Origin of the sequence: Streptomyces sp. NPDC052042, from assembly GCF_044548345.1 — a bacterium.
Taxonomy (GTDB): domain Bacteria; phylum Actinomycetota; class Actinomycetes; order Streptomycetales; family Streptomycetaceae; genus Streptomyces.
The window spans coordinates 295,577-313,107 of the sequence record NZ_JBIUBU010000005.1 but is presented as its reverse complement, the minus strand read 5'-3'; the positions used below and the strand labels follow the sequence as shown (position 1 = coordinate 313,107).

The 17,531-nt window shown below is 67.5% G+C and carries 17 protein-coding genes; 10 read left to right on the top strand and 7 right to left on the bottom strand.

Going from position 1 to position 17,531, the window contains the following annotated elements; genetic code table 11:
• Nucleotides 1-281: 281 nt before the first annotated feature.
• The 4 genes from ACIHCL_RS12620 to ACIHCL_RS12605 all read right to left on the bottom strand — a co-directional run bounded on the left by ACIHCL_RS12620 (nucleotide 282) and on the right by ACIHCL_RS12605 (nucleotide 4,626).
• Nucleotides 282-2,150: a glycoside hydrolase family 15 protein gene (locus ACIHCL_RS12620; protein WP_399860569.1), complete on the bottom strand. Its 1,869-nt coding sequence runs from the start codon at nucleotides 2,148-2,150 to the stop codon at nucleotides 282-284.
• 425 nt (nucleotides 2,151-2,575) lie between these two features.
• Nucleotides 2,576-2,770, bottom strand: a complete 195-nt coding sequence (locus tag ACIHCL_RS12615) for a DUF5999 family protein (RefSeq protein ID WP_362622105.1) — start codon at nucleotides 2,768-2,770, stop codon at nucleotides 2,576-2,578.
• Between the two features lie 72 nt (nucleotides 2,771-2,842).
• Nucleotides 2,843-3,517, bottom strand: a complete 675-nt coding sequence (locus ACIHCL_RS12610) for a hypothetical protein (protein ID WP_399860436.1) — start codon at nucleotides 3,515-3,517, stop codon at nucleotides 2,843-2,845.
• Between the two features lie 536 nt (nucleotides 3,518-4,053).
• Nucleotides 4,054-4,626: an ATP-binding protein gene (locus ACIHCL_RS12605; protein ID WP_399860434.1), complete on the bottom strand. Its 573-nt coding sequence runs from the start codon at nucleotides 4,624-4,626 to the stop codon at nucleotides 4,054-4,056.
• Nucleotides 4,627-4,906: 280 nt separating this feature from the next.
• Between ACIHCL_RS12605 and ACIHCL_RS12600 the strand changes: the two genes are divergently transcribed.
• On the top strand, nucleotides 4,907-5,716 hold the full coding sequence (locus tag ACIHCL_RS12600) for an SDR family NAD(P)-dependent oxidoreductase (RefSeq protein ID WP_399860431.1): 810 nt from the start codon (nucleotides 4,907-4,909) through the stop codon (nucleotides 5,714-5,716).
• A 9-nt stretch (nucleotides 5,717-5,725) separates the two neighbouring features.
• On the opposite strand, the gene ACIHCL_RS12595 is transcribed toward ACIHCL_RS12600, so the two are convergent.
• Nucleotides 5,726-7,111 (bottom strand): hypothetical protein, encoded by a 1,386-nt coding sequence (locus ACIHCL_RS12595; protein WP_399860429.1) that lies wholly within the window; start codon nucleotides 7,109-7,111, stop codon nucleotides 5,726-5,728.
• Between the two features lie 211 nt (nucleotides 7,112-7,322).
• Between ACIHCL_RS12595 and ACIHCL_RS12590 the strand changes: the two genes are divergently transcribed.
• The 7 genes from ACIHCL_RS12590 (at nucleotide 7,323) to ACIHCL_RS12560 (ending at nucleotide 13,054) form a co-directional block, all read left to right on the top strand.
• Entirely contained in the window at nucleotides 7,323-8,843 is a 1,521-nt protein-coding gene (locus ACIHCL_RS12590) for a radical SAM protein (protein ID WP_399860426.1), read from the top strand.
• Nucleotides 8,827-9,537 (top strand): hypothetical protein, encoded by a 711-nt coding sequence (locus tag ACIHCL_RS12585; RefSeq protein WP_399860423.1) that lies wholly within the window; start codon nucleotides 8,827-8,829, stop codon nucleotides 9,535-9,537. Before ACIHCL_RS12590 ends, ACIHCL_RS12585 begins: the two co-directional genes overlap by 17 nt.
• The gene (locus ACIHCL_RS12580) at nucleotides 9,534-10,358 is read left to right on the top strand and encodes a hypothetical protein (protein ID WP_399860420.1); all 825 of its coding nucleotides are present in this window, start codon (nucleotides 9,534-9,536) and stop codon (nucleotides 10,356-10,358) included. Before ACIHCL_RS12585 ends, ACIHCL_RS12580 begins: the two co-directional genes overlap by 4 nt.
• Nucleotides 10,351-11,193 (top strand): PfkB family carbohydrate kinase, encoded by an 843-nt coding sequence (locus tag ACIHCL_RS12575; RefSeq protein ID WP_399860419.1) that lies wholly within the window; start codon nucleotides 10,351-10,353, stop codon nucleotides 11,191-11,193. Before ACIHCL_RS12580 ends, ACIHCL_RS12575 begins: the two co-directional genes overlap by 8 nt.
• 24 nt (nucleotides 11,194-11,217) lie before the next feature.
• A complete protein-coding gene (locus ACIHCL_RS12570) occupies nucleotides 11,218-12,171 on the top strand; it encodes a nucleoside 2-deoxyribosyltransferase (protein WP_399860416.1) in 954 nt (317 codons plus the stop codon).
• Entirely contained in the window at nucleotides 12,168-12,668 is a 501-nt protein-coding gene (locus tag ACIHCL_RS12565; protein ID WP_399860415.1) for a hypothetical protein, read from the top strand. The genes ACIHCL_RS12570 and ACIHCL_RS12565 overlap by 4 nt, the downstream gene beginning before the upstream one ends.
• A gap of 80 nt (nucleotides 12,669-12,748) precedes the next feature.
• Entirely contained in the window at nucleotides 12,749-13,054 is a 306-nt protein-coding gene (locus ACIHCL_RS12560) for a MazG-like family protein (RefSeq protein ID WP_399860413.1), read from the top strand.
• 249 nt (nucleotides 13,055-13,303) lie between these two features.
• Here the strand turns inward: ACIHCL_RS12560 and ACIHCL_RS12555 are convergent, their stop codons facing one another.
• On the bottom strand, nucleotides 13,304-13,558 hold the full coding sequence (locus ACIHCL_RS12555; protein WP_399860410.1) for a hypothetical protein: 255 nt from the start codon (nucleotides 13,556-13,558) through the stop codon (nucleotides 13,304-13,306).
• Between the two features lie 135 nt (nucleotides 13,559-13,693).
• Here ACIHCL_RS12555 and ACIHCL_RS12550 point away from each other — a divergent pair, with 135 nt between their 5' ends.
• Nucleotides 13,694-14,872, top strand: a complete 1,179-nt coding sequence (locus ACIHCL_RS12550; protein WP_399860407.1) for a hypothetical protein — start codon at nucleotides 13,694-13,696, stop codon at nucleotides 14,870-14,872.
• Nucleotides 14,873-15,403: 531 nt separating this feature from the next.
• On the opposite strand, the gene ACIHCL_RS12545 is transcribed toward ACIHCL_RS12550, so the two are convergent.
• Entirely contained in the window at nucleotides 15,404-15,574 is a 171-nt protein-coding gene (locus ACIHCL_RS12545; RefSeq protein ID WP_399860404.1) for a helix-turn-helix transcriptional regulator, read from the bottom strand.
• 856 nt (nucleotides 15,575-16,430) lie between these two features.
• On the opposite strand from ACIHCL_RS12545, the gene ACIHCL_RS12540 reads away from it, so the two are divergent.
• Complete coding sequence (locus ACIHCL_RS12540; protein WP_399860402.1) at nucleotides 16,431-17,330, top strand: tyrosine-type recombinase/integrase; 900 nt, start codon at nucleotides 16,431-16,433, stop codon at nucleotides 17,328-17,330.
• Nucleotides 17,331-17,531 lie beyond the last annotated feature (201 nt).

Sequence of the window (17,531 nt, the reverse complement as noted above, 5' to 3'; positions counted from 1 at the left end):
AGAGAGAAACGTTCACGCCGTCCGCCCCCACCCGGGGGCACCGGATTCAAGTACTGCCGTGGCGTTGGCCGCACGGGGCGGCTGCTCTTCGGCAGGCGTCTGGTCCGGGACCGCAGCGGCTGGACCGAGACTGCGGGCGGGATCGGTCTCGTGCGCAACCAAGTGCCCAATCAAGGCGAAACCGATCACATTTGCCCCGAGCAGGACGAGACCAGGGGTACGGCCCTCCGGTGCCCTGCGCCGGTGACTTTTCGCCCGGCTGGTGAGTAGGTGCGCGAGGCTCATGACGCCGTCCCGGCGGGCTCGACGGCCAGGGCGACGGCGTGCTCGCCGTCGGCGGTCGCGGATCCGATTTCCAGGGCCGCACGAATGTGTGCCAGGTGGCTGAACGCCTGCGGATAGTTCCCGAGTTGGCGGCGGGCGCGCGGGTCGTACTCCTCGGCAAGGAGGCCGACGTCGTTACGCAGCGACAGAAGGTGATCGAGGACTGCTTGGGCCTCGTCGGCGCGGCCAATCCGCGCGAGGCATTCGGCCAGCCACCCGGTGCAGATCAGGAAATGTGCCTCGTCGCCGGGCAGTCCGTCGACGCCGACGCACTCGCCCTCGGTCCGGTAGCGCAGCAGGAGTCCGCTGTCCGTGCCCAGTTCGCGCTGGACCGCCTCGATCGTGCCGATGACCCGCTTGTCGTCGGCGGGCAGGAACCCGGCTAGGAGGGCGTGCAGGAGGGAGGCGTCGAGTTCCCTCGCCCCGTAGTACTGCACGAACGTGTTCCGCTCAGGGTCGTAGCCCTTCTCGCAGACCTCGCGGTGGATCGCCTCCCCCAGCGCCCGCCACCGCTCCAGCGGGCCGGTCGCCCAGCCGCGCTCGATGGCTCGGACCGCCCGGTCGAGGGTCGCCCAGGCCATCACCTTCGAGTGGGTGAAGGGGCGGCGCGGACCGCGGATCTCCCAGACACCCATGTCGGGCTCGTGCCAGAGCGTCTCCAGCTCCGTGGCGAGTTCGACGATGACGGCGGCGATGTCGGGCGCCGCGTCCGGGACGGCGAGTGCGACCTCGTGCAGGGTGTCGGCGACCTCGCCGTACACGTCGATCTGGAGCTGGCTCGCCGCCCCATTGCCGATCCGTACCGGCGCCGAGCCCTCGTATCCGGGCAGGTGGGGCAGCACCTGCTCCCGCAGGTCCGTCTCACCGTCGATGCAGTACATGATCTGCCGACGCCCGGGGGCGCTGGCGCACGCGCGCACCATCCAGTCGATCCAGGCAAGGGCCTCGGGCAGATACCCACAGCGGGCGAGGGCGGCGACGGTAAGAGCACCGTCGCGGAGCCACGGATAGCGGTAGTCCCAGTTCCGGGTGCCGCCGATCTCCTCGGGCAGGGACGTGGTCGGCGCGGCCACGATCGCCCCGGTCGGGGCGTGGATGAGGGCGGCCAGGGCCAGCAGCGAACGCACGATGTCCTCGCGGTCCGGGCCGACGTAGGTACAGCGGGCAACCCACGCATTCCAGTGGTCGAGGGTCTGCTTCAGCAGGGCGTCAGGGGCCGGCTGCGGTACCGGGGTGTCGGTGCCCTCCCACCACGCCAGGCTGAGCGCGACCGTCTCGCCTTCGGAGACGACGAAGGTGGCGTGGATGTCACCGCCGTTCGTCTGGAGGGGGACGGTGGCATCCACCCACAGCCGCCCGCTGTCGTTGTCGAGGTCGACGGCCACATGCCGTTCGTCGGCGCGGTCGAGGCGGGGGACATCGCCCCCGTATCCGGGCCGGACCCGCAGCAGAGTCCGCATCGCCACTTCGCCCCGGACACCGGTCATGATGCGGACGACCTGCGGCACCTTGTTGCCCGGGACCATGAAGTCCGTGACGAGCACCATCCCGGTCTCTGTGACCCACTCGGTCTCCAGGACCATCGTGTCGTCCGCGTACCGGCGCACCGGGACGGGCGCAGAGGAGCCGTCGGCCAGATGAACGGGGGCGAGCTGCCAGAAGCCGTGCTCGGCGGTGCCCAGAAGGCGGGCGAGGACAGCGTCGGAGTCGAACCGGCGCAGGCACAGCCAGTCGATGCTGCCGTCCCGCCGGACCAGGGCAGAGCCCCGCTGGTCGCCGATCAGAGCGTAGTCCTCGATCAGCCCCGGCCCGTCCTCACCCGGCACGGGTGCGGCGACGTAGAGGCGGGGGCCGTCGGGCTCGTCCTGGCGGACGAGGAGACCATCGGCGAGCAGGGTTCGGCACACCCGGGCTACGCGGCGGGCATCGAGACCGCGCCGCTGAACCACTAGCGGTATGCCGGCCCGGTGGTGTCCGGAGAGGATCGCGTCACGGATCTCCCGCGTGAGTTGGACGTCTGCAGGGTGCACCTCGTCCGGGCGCAGACGTCGTGCCGGCTTCCGGTGCACGAGGGCGATCTCGCCGTCCGCGTCCAGCTCCCGCAGCGCCCGGCGGGTGAGCCACGCTGACTGGTGGATACGGACTGCCAGGGCTCCGACCGAGGGCAGCGTTGCGCCGTAGGAGAGCTTGCCGACAACGTCACGCAGCGCGGCGCACGCCTTGGCGACGCCCTTCGGTTGGTCGAGGGCGATCACGCGGCCACCGCCGTCATGGGGCGGCGCGGGGCGATGATCTGCCCGTCGGGGAGCAGCTCCCCGGTGTCCTCGAAGAGCACGACGCCGTTGCACAACAGGCTCCACCCCTGCTCGGGGTGGTGTGCGCTCAGACGAGCCGCCTCGCGGTCGGGGGACTCGGTGGTGGGACAGGTGGGTTGGTGCTGACACATAGGGAGCGTCCTTGTAGGGAGGGGCGATCAGGGAGCGACGCGGTGGACGAAAACGGGCGGCCTCGTCGTGGCTCACCGGTCCTTCTTTCGGGTGCGGCGGTTGCAGGGGACCGCTCCATGAGCGAGGGTGCGGTCGGTGGTGTCGACGGGCGTCACGGCCCGAAGACGGCGGGCAAGCCCCTCGGCGACCATCAGGCGCGCGTCCGGGGCGTCGATGGGCAGGACCGTCTTGATCGGGCGGGCCCGGGTCGGCGGAGGCGGGTAGTACGTTCCCTCCACCGCCACCAGCTCCGCCTCGCGGACGTAAACCGCCACGTGTCCCCTCGTGCTGAGCCGGGGACACTGGTGTGCCGAGACCCTGGCGTGGAATAGGCATACGGGCGGCTCGGTCGTCGTCACGCCCTGGTCCCAGTCGTACTCCGGATCATCGGGCGAGCCGGTCGGCCGGGGCAGTACCCACAGCAGGCCCTGCTCGGTGCGGGTGGCCGGCCCCATGCCAACTTGGCACAGCAGATGTTCCATCGCCTGGCACTGCTTGAGGGGGTTCATCACCGCGTAGTGCGGCATCCCGGCCTGGGGACCGTGGACCTGGGGCCATAACTGGCCGTCTGCATCCCGATTCTCGGAGCCCTCGTGGTAGATGCCATCAGGTGCGATCCGCAGGGGCGGGGTGCGGACCTGCTGGCTCGACCACAGGGCGATGGCGGGCACCGGAAGCAGTCGGGGCTGGCGAGGGTCGGTGGTCACCGCGGCTTCCGCAACGTCTGGGTGAACGGGCCGTTCTGCCGGAGCGAGAGTGATCGTGCGCACTTCGGCACCGGTCGGATTCATCTGGGGCCTTTCTTGTAGTGGTGGGTCCTCCGCCGGGCGGTCGGGTTCGCGCGGCGGTTCGCGTCCCCGGGGCCGCCCGACGGAGGAGACGGGCCGACCGCTGTGTTCGGGCCTTGAGCAGGACCACTCAACGGCCGGGGCACCGTGCCCTCCGGTCGGGCGCGGTGCCGACCCCTGGCCGCCAATGCGTTCGGCAGATCGTTCGTCGAAGGGGCCCGGCTAGGTGTCCTCCCGGCCGCGCCCCGGTGGGCAGCGACGGGGAGGACGGTCTGGAGATCGCCCGGGTACGTCAGGAAGCAGCGGCAGGCTGCGAGTCCTCGTGGCGGGTCGCGAGGTCGTACTCCCCATTGAGGAGCTGAAGGAATTCGATGTCCCGGGGACATGTCGCCTCAGCGAGCCGGAAAGCGTGGTTCAACTTCCCGTACTCCCGGACGCCGAGCCGCATCCACGGCTCATAGGCCCCTGACGCCGACGAGCACGCGGCCGAGAAGGCGGGGGTCGGGCCGGGACTGTCTGCTCCCGGTCGACGGAGGCCGGCCCGGGGGTCGATCCAGGCCCTCGCTCTCACCGCCACAACTCACCGGGCTGAGACCGGCCTCGGCCCACACCACCTTGCCGGACCTGCCCCGAGCCGGGTAGTGGCCCCAGCGACTGCTCATCATCGCGACGATGAAGACCCCTCGCCCGCTTGTCGCCTCGCCCCCGGGCTCCGTCAGCACCGGCGGCCTCGCGTCGCGGTCCCACACGGACACCCTGACGGTGTCACGGGCCATCTCCAGCACCAGCTCGAAGGTCTGCACGTCGAACTGCGAGGAGAACAGAGAGACCTCCTCGCCCTCCTTCTTCTTGGGGTGCCGTACCGCGTTGGTGGTCAGCTCCGAGACGATGAGCTTTACCGTCTCCACGACCTCGGCCGGCACGCCCCAGCGGAAGAGGATGTGGGCCGTGTGCAGCCGTGCCAGGCCGACAGCGTTGGGCGTGCCAGCCAGCGTGAGCGTGTCTCGCGGGTGTGGTGCCTGGGGCATGGTGCCTCCCGAGTCGGGAGAGGAGCGCGGGGTGCCGCTGGCTCTCACTTCGTGTTGGGGACCGCCTGACCCGGGTTCGACGGATAAGCGGCGGTGGACTGCCGTCCCGGGTTCGTGCCATCACCCGGGTCCGTAGAGCCAGTGCCGACAGTTCGACGCTGCACGGTTGGCACTGGCCGGGTACGTCCATAAGGGAACCGCTGCGGAGCCCTGGTCAGAAGGGGGCATGCAGGATGTCTTCAACCACGCGGGTTGGCACAGTTGCTGAAGGGTTGCGCAGATGACGGACACAGAGCATGACCACGGACAACGCGGTTTGACAGGGCGGTTCGCGGGCCACCGCATTGTGGTGACGGGAGGCTCCAGAGGGCTGGGGGAGCACGTGGTGCGCCTACTCCTGTCAGAAGGAGCACAGGTGGCGACATGCGCCCGGAAGTCCGAGCCGCTGGAAACGCTCCGCGCTTCGCTGGACACGCCAGCTGCTCTGTTCGTCCGGTCTCTGGACGTATCCGTGCCGGAGCTCCTGGAGCAGTTCGTAGATGATGCCGCCTCAGTTCTGGGCGGGCTGGATGGTGTCGTCGCGTGTGCGGGCGGTGCGCAGGGGCGGGGGATCACTGAGGCGTCTGCCGAGGACTGGGCGGCGACGTGGAGGATGAACGTCGGCCACGTTGCCCGGCTGGTCGCGACAAGTACCCCGCATCTGCGTGAAGCCGGTGGCGGATCAATCGTCGTGGTGGCATCAGTCTCCGGGTGGAAGCCAGGACCGCAGGCTCAGTACGGCTCGGCAAAAGCGGCTCAGATCCACATGGTGTCGTCCCTGGCCAGGGAACTGGCCGTAGATGGTATCCGCGTGAACGCGGTCTCACCCGGATCGATGCTCATCCCGGGCAAGCGGTGGGACCGGATGCGCCGGGAGGACCCGCTAGCCTTCGACCGATTCCGTGCGGAGTTCCCGGGGGGAGAGCTGGTACGGCCGGGGGAGGTGGCAGACGTGATCGCCTTCCTGCTATCGGACCAGTCGCGTGCGGTGACCGGGATCAACCTGCCTGCCGACAAGGGCCAGAACGCCCCAACACCGGACGGGTACTGACCGGAGCTTTCAGGCTGCTGTGCCGAGGATCGGCCGAGCCTTTCGCTCGAAGTCGCGGACGACGGCTTCGCCCCGGTGAGGGGCAAGACGTGTACGGAAGTCACGAAGGGCCTGGACGGATCGTTCGCTGTGAACTCCGGCGAGCAGGTCCACGGCGTTGCTCGCGGTGCCGACTGCCTCGTCCAGTCTGTTCTGCTGGAGGAATGCCGTCGCGAGCACCGAGCGACTGATGGCCTGTCGACGACGGCGGTCGCCGTTCGCCTCGACAGACGCCAGTGCCAGGCGCTCGGCCTGTCCCGCTTCGCCAAGATCGCGATGGACCAGAGCGGCTTCGGCTTCCAGATAGTGGTGGTCCAGGAAGCGGACCCACGGCGATTCCTCAGCAGGGCCTCGGCTGGCCTCCAGGTCCTTGCCGGCCTCCAGGAGCGATGCCGTCGCGTGCCGGGAATCGCCCAGGACCGCGTACCCGCGGGCGGCCATGGCGTGCAAGCGCATAAGCCCGAGGGGGCTGCCCGCAGACTTGGCGGTCGCGATTCCCGCTCTCGCCAGTGAAACTCCTTCGGTGGGGTTGCCGAGGCTGGTGGCGAGGTGCGACATACCGGCCAGGATCTGCCCGCCGAGCACGCGGTCGGCGCCCTCGGCGCACAGCCTCAGTGCCTGGATCATGTAGCGCTCCGAGAGTCCGTAGTCGGCGGAGTCGTACGAGCACCAACCGGCCATCGCCGCGAGCTTCGCGGCCGAGGTGTAGAGGAGTCGGCGCTGGTGCGAGGGCAGATTGCGCTGCTGGAGCATGGGGGCGAGTTCGGTGCTCAGGTAGTGCACGATGCTCGCTCGGACTCCACCGCCGCCGAAGCGGTTGTCCATCTCGTCGAACATCTCGATCATCGCCTGGACCTGTTCGGCAGGCCCGCTGCCGGCAACTACCGCAAGCCGAGGTGCCTGTTCTTCCTCCAAGAGCCACAGCAACCAATGCCGTTGGGGGTCCAGAAGGGCTGTCGCGACGTACGGCGCCGCACCGAGAAGGCTGCGCCGCGAGATGTCGGTCGAGCCAAGCTCCGCGAGTGTATGAAGTGTTTCACCCACATCTTCACGATACGTCAAGGCCCTAACGACCACGGGCCTCTGCGACTGCTCGGAGAAGCCGATGTCCACGGGAGAGACAGGGCGGCCCAAGAACCCCGCCAGGGCGGCGGCGATGAACTCCGGGGCGCGACCTCGCGGAGTCATCCCCTGCAGCCACCGGGTCACCGATGCCTTGTCGTAGCGGGAGACCTCGCCCTGGAGCGCACCCAGTTCGTTGACCCTGCGCGCCAAAGCGGCGTGCGAACAACCGGCCTCGCCGAGCACAGCCGCGAATGCGGTGTTGGTCTCGCCGCTCGCCCTTGAACTACCCATGTGCAGATGATGCCTTGTGGATCACCCTGCGTCCCAGCCTTCGGACACAGAGCCACGGAAATACAACCCCTGTACAACCGAACAACCCTGCCGCCCCCTCCTCCCGAGCTCTGCCAGCACTGACACTGAGAGAGCTGTGGGGCACGCGGCCCTTCTCGGCGAGGACGCCGTTGGAACACCGCCGGCGCCCTCAGCACTGGAGGGAGAACCAATGCAGCCTGTAGTGATCTTGGACTGCTTCACTGTCGAGCCGAGTGGCCTCGGCGTACCGCCCTACCTGTCGACCTACGTCCGAAACGCCTGGTCGGCACTGCGGCGAGCTCGGCCGGAGGCGGACGTCCGGTACATGACCATCGACGACGTCCGCTGGTGCCTGGCCGGCGGCAAGCCCACCGTCGAACCGCCCCTGAGCGACCGACTCACCTACTCCGCCACCGTCAACCGGGACGATGCCGTCCAGCTCCTGCGGGACGCCGAGATCGTGATCGTCATCGCCGGAGACGCGGTTCCGTCCGTCCATCTCCACGCGGTGAACGGATCGTTCGAGGAGATCGCTCGCGCGCTCGCCTGCACGCGGGGCCGCCGATACCTCCTCGGCCCGCTGTCCGCATACGCCCTGGCCTCCCCTGCGGAGTACGCCGGATTGTTCGACGCCGTCCACACCCACACCGTGACGTCCGGTGATCTCCTGCTCGGCAGTCGGCGTCCGGCCGACTACGAGCAGATGCGACGCGAACGGGACTCGTTCGCCGGCCTTGTCGAACAGATGCCCTGGCGTCCGGTCGCCGAGCTGGAGCTGTACCGTGGCTGCACCCGACGCAAGTTCTGCGACTTCTGCAACGAGCCGGCCAAGTCCCCGCTCGTCGCCTTCCGCGAGGTCGACGACATCGTCGCCGAGGCCGCCCAGCTCTACGCTGCCGGCGTCCGCAACTTCCGACTCGGCCAGCAGACCTGCTTCTTCTCCTACCGCAACCGGGACGAGGACGCGATCCGCGCCCTGCTCAGCGGCATCCGCGAGCGCTGCCCCGAGCTGGAGGTGCTCCACATCGACAACGCCGACCCACTGGCCGTCGCCGCGCCCGTTGGCTTACGCATCGCCAAGCTGGTGGCGGACTTCTGCACCGAGGGAAACTGCGCGCCGATGGGGATCGAGAGCTTCGACCCAGCCGTCATCGAACGCAACACCCTCACCTGCACGCCCGAAATCCTGGTGCGCGCCATCGAGCACGTGAACACGGCGGGTGCCGTACGCGGCCCCGGTGGTCTGCCGATGCTCCTCCCCGGCCTGAACCTGATCTACGGCCTCCCCGGAGAGACCCACGGCACCCACGTCGCGAACCTTCGCGGCCTGGCTGGGATTCTCGACGCCGGCCTGCTGTGCCACCGGACGAACGTGCGCCTGGCGAGGGCGTTCCCAGGTACCCCGCTCGCCGCGCTCAATGAGCGGGAGCCGCTGCCGTCGGCCGAGCACTTCGCGTCGTGGAGGGCGGACATCGACTTCACCTGGGATCAGCCGATGAAGGAGCGGGTGTATCCGACCGGCCTGCGCGTGCCCGCACTCCACTCCTACTTCATCAGCGAAGAGGGCACCTACTGGCGGCGGCTGGGCTCGTACTCCATCCAGGTCGTCGAGCGCGGCGCGGCGGTGCCACTCGGTACCACCGGTGACCTGGTGGTCACCGGTCACTCACCGCGCATGATCTCCGGAGCGCGCATTGCAGCCATTTCCTGACGGGACGCTCGCGACGCTGGCGGCCCTGGACGCGGCGGCGGACCGCACCATCCGTGCAGGTCTGCTGCTGCCCTGGGCCAACGTCGCCGTGGAGACCGAGTTGTCCCGCCTCGGCTTGCACCACACGGTCTTCCATCACGCACGGCTCGTACCCGCCTCCCGGACAACGGCGATCGACGCCTCGTTCTGGCACGGCCTGCGTGACGCATCGGCGCAGGCGCTGGACTCGTTGTCCCACGTTCCGCTCGATGCAGTGATGCTGGCGTGCACGTCAGCGGGCTTCACCGGCGGTCCACCGCTTCCGGACGGCATGCTCACCGCCTTCGACGCCCTTCTGCGGGCTCTCACCGAGGCGGCCGTGGCGCGCGTGGTACTGGTTACGCCCTACCCCGCCCCGGTGACCGAAGCGGAAGCGACGGCGTTCACCGAGGCCGGTGTGGAGGTCTTGGCTCATGCAAGTCTGGGCCTGACCGACGGCTATCCCGCGATTACTCCGGATCAGATCCTGGCCCTGGTGGGACATCTGCCAAAGGAAGTGGTCGGAGCTGCCGAAGCGGTGGTCTTGTCGTGTACCGGGTGGCACACCCTGCCAGTGATCACTGAACTGGAGCACCGGTTCGGGAAGCCGGTGCTCTCGTCCAACCTCGCCATGGCACTTCTGGCCACCCGAACCCGTGCTGGAGTCGGTTCATGACGATCGAGCGTGTGAAGGCGAAGCCGCTGGAGATCCGGCGCGTCCACCGCCTGGTGGCCCGTGCCGCCGGCCTTCCAGATGTGCGGGCCGAGGTGGAGGCCAATCACGACGAGAACCGGTGGTGGCCGACATCGATCAGCGATCCGCGGGTACGGATGCTCGCCGCCGGTTGGTCCACCCGGGTCTCCTATCGAATGGTGGAGACGTACGCCCGAGTAATCACGTCGGCGGACGCCCGTGGCTTCGACAGCCTCCTTGCTGCCACGGACGCCGAGCTTGCGTCGCTGGTACGTCCCATCGGTCTGCCGCAGGCCCGGATCGACTACCTGCGCTCCCTCGCCGAGCTTCTCCGTGGCTGGGAGAAGGAGGGGACCGATCCGACTGCGGAGTCAGCCGACTGCGATGCCCTGGTCCTGGACTTCGCCGCGCGGGTGCGAGGTGCGTCCTACAAGGTCGCCCAGTGCGCGCTGCTCACCGCCCGCGGGTACCACTGCGGCATCATCCCGGTGGACTCCGGCATGGTCACCAAGCTCGCACCCGCCTTGGGCCTCGCCCTTCCGACGAGCGCCGTGGCACACGAACGGATGCGGCAGGTACTTGAAGCGGCCGTGCACGCCCGCTCAACCGAGTTCCGGTCGCTGGTTACCGACAACGAATACCAGGTCTCCATCCCCGAGGGGGTGGAGCCGACCTGGTGGGTGCACCTCGTCCTCATTTACTTCAAGCGGCTGTACCTCAACGGCCCGGCCCCACAGCTCTGCCGCCGGCGACCGGTCTGCTCGAAGATCGTCGACTGCGCACACCGCGCCCGCCGTGCTTGACCTCCAGGGGGAGACCGTGGAACGGCTCGACGTGATCGGCAACATCAGCCGGGACCTGACCCGCTATCCCGACCACCGTGGCGGATCCCGGCTCGGCGGCGCGGCTCTGCTCCTGTCCCTCGCGGCGGCAAAGGCCGGCCGCCGGGCGGTCCCGGTCTGCGTTCTCGGAAACGATCTCGCGCACCTTCCGAAGGCGCCAGGTCTTGACACGCTCGACTGGTCGGCACGGGCCCAGGCCGACGGCATGTCCACCACCTTCGACTTGGAGTACGACCTGCAAGGCGAGTTGGTGGCGGTGGGCACGGACTACGGCGTGGCCGAGGGCCTGACCGAGCACGCGCTCAGACACGTAGATCTGCACCCGCGCGGCACCTACCACGTCTGCTGCCGCCGCCCGCTGGACGTGGCAGCAGTGCTCGACCGACTCGCCAGGGACGGGACCAACTTCAGCGTGGACTTCTTCCTGCCGAGCGCGGAAGCGATGATCCGCGCTGCCGCCTCCTGGCTGCCGAAGGCGACCACCCTGTTCGTCAACGCTGCCGAGCACCGGCTCCTGGAGCAAGTAATCAACTCCCGTGCGCTCCCGGAGGTGGTCATCACCGATGGCCCCCGGGCAGCAGTGGTCCGCCGCTTCGGACGTCTGGTGGCCTCCGCCGTTCCGCCGCCGCATCCTGCGCGCGAGGTCTCCGGCGCCGGAGACACCTTGGCCGGGACCTATCTCGCCCGTCGATCGCAGGGTGCGACAACCGCCCAGGCTCTGGCCGAGGCGACCGCAGCAGCAGCCAGATACGTCGCGGCCCCGTCCCTTCCGATCCCCGCGCCCCGTCGCGGCTGACCTCACGACTTGGGGGACTCTCCAGTGTCCGTCTACGTAGCCCACCGGCTCTTTGCCGCGCACGACCGCGCTCTCGCTGCCGACCTCGCCGATCGACTCGCCGCGAAAGTCGGCCCCGATGGCGTTTTCCTGCCGTTCTGCGACACCGACGAGGAGGACCTGGTCGCCGACGTCAAAGGGCGCCGCCTGTTCGAGTTGGACCGTGAACGCCTCGGCCGCCTCGACGTCATGGTCGCCATCCTGCACGGCCCGAGCCTCGACGACGGGGTCTGCATGGAGATCGGATACGCCGCTGCTTCGGGCGTCCCGGTCATCGTGCTCACCACCGACTTCCAGACCTACTCGCTGACCGAGGCCGGCCCTCGCCTCGAATTCCCCGACCCCCTCCTCCAGGCCGTGGCCACGCACATCGTGCGCGTCACCAAGCTCGGGCCGCCAACTCTGCCGTCGACTCCGCCCCAGTCCCGATTCCCGGGCTTCCAAGCACTCAACATGGCCCAGACGAACACGGCCCTCGACGCGGCCGTCGACGCGCTGCTCGACCTCCCAGATCGCGCTCCCCGTCTTATGGGCCCGCCTGCGGCTATCGGCGCACCCGTCTACGTCGAGCCGTCGCCGTACACGGCATGGGGCCGAGATCACCTCGCAAAAGCCTGTGTCGATGCCGGCCACACGGTGATGGTGCCCCAGCGCTTCACGGCGGCGGACCCGGTAGCAGGGGCCCTGGCCGACCTGACCGCGGCGTGCTCAGCTGCCCGGCTGCTGGCCGACGTTTCCGGCGCGGAAACGCCGCCGGGTACCGCCTTGCTCATCGGTGCTGCTGCGGCCAGCGGCGTACGGATCGCGGCCTTCCAACCACGCCCGACGTTCACACACGCCCATGGCCGCGAGCCCAACTGGCGCAACCTCATGGTCCAGTACGCCGCCGACGCTCACCTCGACAATGGCGACGCCGTCTTGTCCTGGCTGGCCGCATGAACCTCGACGAGATCGTCGGCGAGTACCAGACCATGGTCCTTGAAGGCTGCGACGGAGTCGGCAAGAGCACTCTCGGGGAGCGCTTATCAACGGACCACGGCTTCGTGGTGGTGCACTCCCCGAAGACACCCGACCATCTCGACCTGGCCAGTCGCTACAGGAACATCCTCGCCGGGCCCGGACGGATCCTCTTCGACCGGTGCTTCATCAGCGAACTCGTCTACGGCCCCCTTCACCGGGGCCGGTCCCGGATCAACTGGAGCCAGGCGATCGACCTGGCCGAGAGCGTCATCGACCGTTCCGGCGTGCTCGTTCACCTGACCGCATCGCCAACTGCCATCCGCCGGCGACTCCTCTTGCGCGATGGCCAGGCGGTCAGCCTGGAGGAGGTGTCCGCACTGGTCACGGGATACGAGAGGGTCTTCTCCACCCTCGCTGACTACACCCGCGTGCTCACCCTCGACACCACAACCCTCAAACTCCCTTCGGCAGGGTGACGGCCTGCCGAAGCCAGCACACCGGCACACTGCTCCCGCTAGGCTTCGAAGGCACCTGCTGTACCGCCGCTGGAGGAGTCTTGGAGATCGAGTCCGCCCAGAAACTCGCCTGGGAAAACAAGACCCTCAAGGGGTTCAACACCACGGACGTGGCCTTGGAGTTCGGCCTTCTCACCGCCGAGGTCGGCGAAGCCTTCACCGCCTGGCGCAAGGGACTGCCCGACCTCGGGGAAGAGCTGGCCGACGTCTTCCTCTACCTGACGGCCCTGGCTGAGATGAATGGCGTGGACCTGGGCTCCGAGGTCGCGCGGAAGATCGAGAAGAACACGCGGCGTACATACGAACGGAACGAGCACGGAGCGCAGATCCGAACGAACGACGCGTAGGTCTTCCCACTGATCGGCAGCTCGTGTGATCGCCAGCGATGGTGGGCCCTCGAATTCTTGTGACTGAGCACTTCAGTTGGCGAGTGAGCACGCGAGTTGGTGACCGGAGCGTTCTCCTGATCGAGGGCATAGACATCAGACGCACCAGTTCGAGCAGTACATCCGCAAGCATGAGGGGTCCGACCGATCGCCGGTTCGGCCCCTCACGCTTGTGCCCCGAATGGGCCCGCTGGCTCGTCCGGTCGACTCCTACTCCAGGTCGGTAGGCAGGACCGATGCGGAACGCAGTTGCAGTCCGTACGAGAGCAGGTTGATCCATGCACCGGCATATCCCACGCCCAGCGCTGCCCATACCCCAGCGATCAGGGTCGGGTCGTTCTGGAGCCGGTGGAGGGCCACGGTGGTACAGACACCCGCCATCAGCAGACAGGAGATCTGTGCGGCACGCAGCCAGACGGGCAGCGGGCCCTTGATGGGCTCGGTAGGAGTGGGCGTGATCGCCACGGCGTCTCCCAAGGGTCGAGGAGGTCATTGTCTTCTTGCCGGCGCCGGCCCTGTTGACGTTACGGACCTCCAAGATCATTAAGTACCCCCTCATTTCACGTAGATTGCCAAAGGTCGGCAGGGAAGGGTCGTCAAGTGGAGTTGACTTCCACTGTGATCGGAGCGCGCGGGCTTCTTACTGGCCTGGGCGCCGAGCACGGAGTCGTGCACGTCACGGGCCTCCCAGGCGCCGAGGCATGGAACGTGACGGTGGGGCTTCGCCGCTCGGCTCACGGCACCTTCTGGCCGGCCATGCTTGCCCTCCGGTCCCATCCCGATCCCGAACGCTTCACCGAGGTGACCTCAAAGGCCATCCGCAAGCTGTGCGTGATCGACAAGCAGTCCGGTGTCCGGCCGTTTGACCGACTGCTGGCCGTAGCAGTGGCCACGGCGACGCTCGGTCCAGCGGTGGCCCACAGACTGAACACTGAGTGGGTTCCGCGGCGCCGGGGCGGTGGTGAACCGGCCTTCTCTCGCCTCGTGGCAATGATCTACGCCGAGGCCGTAGCAGCCGATCTACCGCCTCGCCACGTGGTCGCGGCGGTGTGGTCCCGCAGCCTGGAGGGCGTGAACGACTGGATCCGTGACGCGCGGCAGCACGGCGCACTCGGCCGGGACACGCGGGCGTTCCGTCCCCAGCGAGCGAAGTTCGTCCCCTTGGACCTGCGCGAAACCGTGGCCGACCAAGGTCAGCCATCTGCCCACGTGGACACGACCAGTTACGGTGCGTGGATCACCCACGTGCCAGGCTCGCCCGGGTGGCAGTTCCGCGTCGAGCTGCGCTGGGACAAGGACCGGTCTGCCCGGTGCCGCGGCCTGGTCATCGAACCAGCGGCGCATGGTTTCGACCTGCGGATTAACGCCCAGACCATCGCCTCGCTCCCACTCGCCGAGGTGATTGAAGATGGTCGCGAGGCGGGACAACGCGGCCCCACCGTCATCAGCGTGGCTCGGCTGATCGTTGGGCCACTCAAGAGGGACCGGGGTCGCGAGCACTCCCGCTTGGTGGCCAAGGTGTACCGGTTCGCCCTCTCGCAGGGAGTGCCTCCCCTCCAGGTGATCTGCGCGGTGTGGAACCGGCCGTACAAGAACCACCAAGGCCTGCCCGACAAGACCGTGAGCACCTGGACACGCAAAGCCCGCGAGGATGGCTTCCTGCCCGAAGACGTGAAGTGGAGCCCGCGGCTACTCCGACGTCCCCGTCCCCGAGGCCGCCCCCTCCCCAAGCTCTCCGGTGCAGGGAAGCCATCCCTGGACGCACCAGCCGCAGACTGAAGTGCTCAACCCGCCGACTAACGGGCTCAGTCACAATTCTTCAGTGCTCGGTTCAAGGTATCGAGGCCGACCACTGAAGGGAGGGCAAGCAGCTCGTCGCCCGCCAGCCCTTGCGCCTCACAGGACGAGCCAGGCGCCACCATGATCAGGGTTCGAACCCGAGACCTACGCATGACGAGTGCACCGGCCTCGGGCCACAGGCACTCCGCTGCAGACCACGCCCTACCTCGCGGCAGTTGCAGAGCCGCAAGATGAAACAGCAGCGCCATGCCTCACCGATCCGAGCCAACTCAGAGGCCCCGCTCACCCCTCCACCCCAGGGGCCTTTCAGGGACTCGCAGCGCTGCCCGAGAGACTTCCGAGGGGCTTTTCGCTGCCTACCCCAGCAAGCTCCTCAAAGACCGGAAAGGGCCTCCGACGCAGGTCAGAGGCCCTTTCCAAGGCAAAGCCGCAGGTAGCGGCAGACGAGTCGGGCTGTACGCCGGGTACTGTCACCCTGCCGACACAAGTGCAGCAGGCGTACCCGGCCAATCAGACAGTGCGATCCACCGCCTGAGCTTCCAGCCATGCCTCCACCTCCGGCCAGCGGTAGCGCAAATAGCGGCCGACCTTGTGGGCTCGCGGACCCTGGCGTCGGTGATTCCATACGTAGACCGTGTTCAGCGGCACGCCCAGGAAGTCGGCCAGTTCCTCAGCACTCATCAACGGAAAACGACCTCCCGCGCCACTGGCGGCTTCTACCGCACGGGCAGTGGTTCGACGCATGGGCACTCCAGAACGGCTCGGAACGGGCAGGCAAGAACCACGTGAGCGGCATTCCGCTGTGGTGGCGCACGGAACATTGACATGAAATTCCAGCCAGGCCAAATAGAGCAACTTGCAGCGAAACTCCTACGGATCTTCCGAACTCTCGGAAGAAACCAGCGAACCCTCGGCGAGGACTCGTCGAGGGTTCGCCGACACCTCAGTGACGATTAGCCCGGGCGAGATTCTCCCTACCAATTCGCTCCCTTTGCCGCGAAGACCACAAGAATACGTTTGACATTTTCAGCTCGCCTGGATCAACATCCCATTCACTCAGGGTGCGATGAACGGGCATACGATCTCGTCGCCGATGACGCCCCTGACACGAGAGAACCCACAAAGAAACTTCAAGTCCCGCTGAAAACTAGGAGTCGAGTCCATGCCATACGATCGCTGGCACAAGTCACGCCCGGAAGCCGGGGAGTCGAATTGCAGGGAACACGGCAAGGTTCCGACGAGGGATCACGGGGCCGGGAAGCGGTGGCAGGCCCGTTGGCGTAACCGGGAGGGTATCCAGCAGACGGAGTTGTTCCGCACCGAGGCCGAAGCCCGCAGGCACGAGACCAAGATGCGATCCGGAGTGGACGACGGGTCATACATCAACCCCCGTGCCGGAGAGATCAGGGTCGGTGAACTCGCCCTTACGTGGCTCAAGGGGCACGAGCACAAGAATCCGCGCACATACCGACGCCACAGGGAACGGGTTCACCTACACATCGTTCCTACCGCAGTTGGGAAGATGCGCGTAAAGGACGTGAACGCGTCGTCCTTGCTGGACTGGCTGCACGACCGTCGTCGGCTACTCGAAAGTTCCACGCTGCGCCTGGTCTTCGATAATCTTCGGGCTGTCTTTGACCTGGCCGTGGACGACAGCCTGATACACAAAAATCCATGCCTCGCCAAATCGGTGCAGGATGCCAAGCCGAAGCGAGGAGGTGGCGGCCGGACAGAGCTGACCCTGACGTGGGAGGACACCGAGAAGATCCGCGCCGAACTTCCCGACCGCTACAAAGCACTCGTCGACTGCGGTCGCGGCCTTGGCCTTCGTCAAGGAGAAATATTCGGCCTGTCACCAGAAGACATCGACTGGGCACATCCGGACGGCCCGATGGTGCACGTGCAACGGCAAGTAGTCCACGACGGCTCGTTCCTGGCATACGCCCTCCCCAAGGGCGGAGACGACGAAGACCCGAAGGACCGATGGGTCGAACTGACCGACGACGTGGCCATCCCCCTGCGCGAGCACATGGAGAAGTACCCGCCCGTCGAGGTGACCCGACCATGGGGCAGCAAAGGCGGCGCCCCGGTCACGGTGCAGCTCATCTTCTACACTCGGGAGAAGACCGCCATTCAGTCGAATTGGTTCAACTCCTACCGCTGGAAGCCTGCTCTGGCAGCGGCCGGCCTCATCAAGCCACTTGACCCCAACGCAAAGGGGCGGCGCTGGGAGAAGTCCCGCGACATGATGATGCACGCCCTCCGACACCTGTACGCGTCGATGATGATCAACGGCGGGGTAGACGTGTACACACTCGCGGACCGGCTCGGGCACGCCGATCCTGCGTTTACTCTGCGCAAGTACGTACACCGGATCGTGGGAGCTGGTTCCAAGATCCGCATCGCGGTCCGGAGTGCCTACACCAGGGCCGCGTGACTCCTGCACCGTTCGGCTTGTGCAACGACCGTGCAAGATGATCTTAGAACGGGGTCGTTTCCGCAGACCAGATACGTCGTATAGGAGTTCCGGGACATCTGAGGCACGGATGCCGCCGCCCCCAGCCTGACCTGCATATATGAGGGCCAGGAGCGGGTGCGGCGGCATCTCTGGGACTCCTCCGGGACGTTGGGCCAGGAG

What these genes read in the sequence shown, in the direction of transcription:
- ACIHCL_RS12545 (WP_399860404.1), bottom strand. Translation starts at nt 15,574, where the DNA reads ATGAGTGCTGAGGAACTGGCCGACTTCCTGGGCGTGCCGCTGAACACG.
- ACIHCL_RS12615 (WP_362622105.1), bottom strand. Translation starts at nt 2,770, where the DNA reads ATGTGTCAGCACCAACCCACCTGTCCCACCACCGAGTCCCCCGACCGC.
- ACIHCL_RS12565 (WP_399860415.1), top strand. Translation starts at nt 12,168, where the DNA reads ATGAACCTCGACGAGATCGTCGGCGAGTACCAGACCATGGTCCTTGAA.
- ACIHCL_RS12600 (WP_399860431.1), top strand. Translation starts at nt 4,907, where the DNA reads ATGACGGACACAGAGCATGACCACGGACAACGCGGTTTGACAGGGCGG.
- ACIHCL_RS12590 (WP_399860426.1), top strand. Translation starts at nt 7,323, where the DNA reads ATGCAGCCTGTAGTGATCTTGGACTGCTTCACTGTCGAGCCGAGTGGC.
- ACIHCL_RS12605 (WP_399860434.1), bottom strand. Translation starts at nt 4,626, where the DNA reads ATGCCCCAGGCACCACACCCGCGAGACACGCTCACGCTGGCTGGCACG.
- ACIHCL_RS12580 (WP_399860420.1), top strand. Translation starts at nt 9,534, where the DNA reads ATGACGATCGAGCGTGTGAAGGCGAAGCCGCTGGAGATCCGGCGCGTC.
- ACIHCL_RS12595 (WP_399860429.1), bottom strand. Translation starts at nt 7,111, where the DNA reads ATGGGTAGTTCAAGGGCGAGCGGCGAGACCAACACCGCATTCGCGGCT.